Annotated in this window: 2 protein-coding genes; one reads left to right on the forward strand and one right to left on the reverse strand. The window is 73.2% G+C overall.

Translation table 11 applies throughout. The annotated features are described in order from the left end of the window. Nucleotides 1-587: 1,4-alpha-glucan branching protein (locus GT030_RS00650; RefSeq protein ID WP_161199309.1), on the reverse strand; the 587-nt coding region annotated here is incomplete at its 3' end. Between the two features lie 189 nt (nucleotides 588-776). On the opposite strand from GT030_RS00650, the gene GT030_RS00655 reads away from it, so the two are divergent. Then, nucleotides 777-1,517, forward strand: a 741-nt coding sequence (locus tag GT030_RS00655; RefSeq protein WP_161199310.1) for an SGNH/GDSL hydrolase family protein, incomplete at its 3' end; no start/stop codon positions are given.

Consider the following 1,517-nt stretch of genomic DNA (forward strand, 5'->3'; position numbering starts at 1 on the left):
ACATGGCCGACCGCGCCCTCGGGACGGCCGGGCGCCTCGGCGCCGGGGACCGGGCGCAGGACGCGGTGGACGTGCAGCACAGTGCCGTGGGGCGCGGGCAGGTGGGTGCCGTCCGCGTCGTCGACGGGGACCGGGGTGTGCGCGGCCGACGGGAGGGGGTCGCCGGTGTGGGAGCGGGTGACCTCGGGGTCGGGGGTGTCGGTGATGCTCTGGGCCATGGCCTGCGCGGTGCCACCGATCAGGGCGAGCAGTTCGGTGGTCAGCACCGGATCGTGGCAGCCGTCGTAGACCCAGCGCTTGCCCAGGACGCCGTGTTCCGTGGTGCCGATCAGACCGTCCTCGGCACCGGCGAGGGGTGCGCCGCGATAGGTGAGCGGGGCCAGGTAGGCGGTGGGTTCGGGGGTGGAACGGTCGGTCACCACCATGAACTCGATGCCGACCTCGCCCGCCGGGTCGTCCAGCCGGAAGCCGCCGGTCCGCTCCAGCTCGGGCGTGCCCGAACCCCGGTACCAGGGGCGGCCGGGAAGCCAGGAGGTGAGGAGTTCGACCTTGGTCGGAGTGAGGGTGGTCTTGTGGATGACGGCCATCGAGCGGTGCCCCTCCTGGGTACGGTGACGGAGTTTCTGGAGTCTTCCACACCGGACCTGGGACAACTGTGACCTGCGGTGCCGCAGTTGACGTGGTCCGGCTTCTGGTGGCGGGGGCCGGCCCGGAGGTATACAAGGCCGGTCGAGGGCGCGGGGAGCGCCGGGCCGGAACCCGAGGGGGACGATCTCATGGCGCGTGACGAAGAGACGGCGAGACGGCGTCGGCGGGCGGGGCTGGGGGCGCTGCTCGGCGGCTGCGCCCTGGTCGCCGGTTCGGTGGTCCCGGCGGCGGCACAGCCCCATGGCCACGGCACGGAGTACGTGGCGCTCGGCGACTCGTACACCTCGGGCCCGCTGATACCGGACCAGGTGGACGCGGGCTGCGCCCGCTCGAACCGGAATTACCCCTCGCTGGTGGCCTCCGCACGGCGGGTGGGCGCCTTCGAGGACGTGAGCTGTTCCGGCGCGACGACCGCCGAGATGTGGAGGGCGCAGGGCAGCAACGGTCCCCAGCTGGACGCGCTGAACCGGGGTACCGACCTGGTCACCGTGCAGATCGGCGGCAACGACGTCGGCTTCGGCTCGATCATCGCCACCTGCGCCCGCCTCGGCGCCGCCGACCCGACGGGCAACCCGTGCGAACGCTCCTACCGGGCGGCCGGATACGACGAGTTGACGGCTGCCGCCGCCCGTACGGCGCCCAAGGTGGACCGGGTGCTGCGGGCCGTCCACGCGCGGGCCCCGCACGCCCGCGTGCTGCTGGTGGGCTACCCGGACCTGCTGCCCGACGACGGTTCCGGCTGCTTCCCCACCGTGCCGTTCGCGCGCGGCGACTTCCCGTACCTGCGCGACACGGGGAAGCGGGTCAACCTGATGCTGCGCCTGGTCGCGGCCTGGAACGGGGTGGAGTACGTCGACACCTACGGACCC

It is taken from the genome of Streptomyces sp. SID1328 (assembly GCF_009865595.1).
Classification (GTDB): Bacteria; Actinomycetota; Actinomycetes; order Streptomycetales; family Streptomycetaceae; genus Streptomyces; species Streptomyces griseoluteus.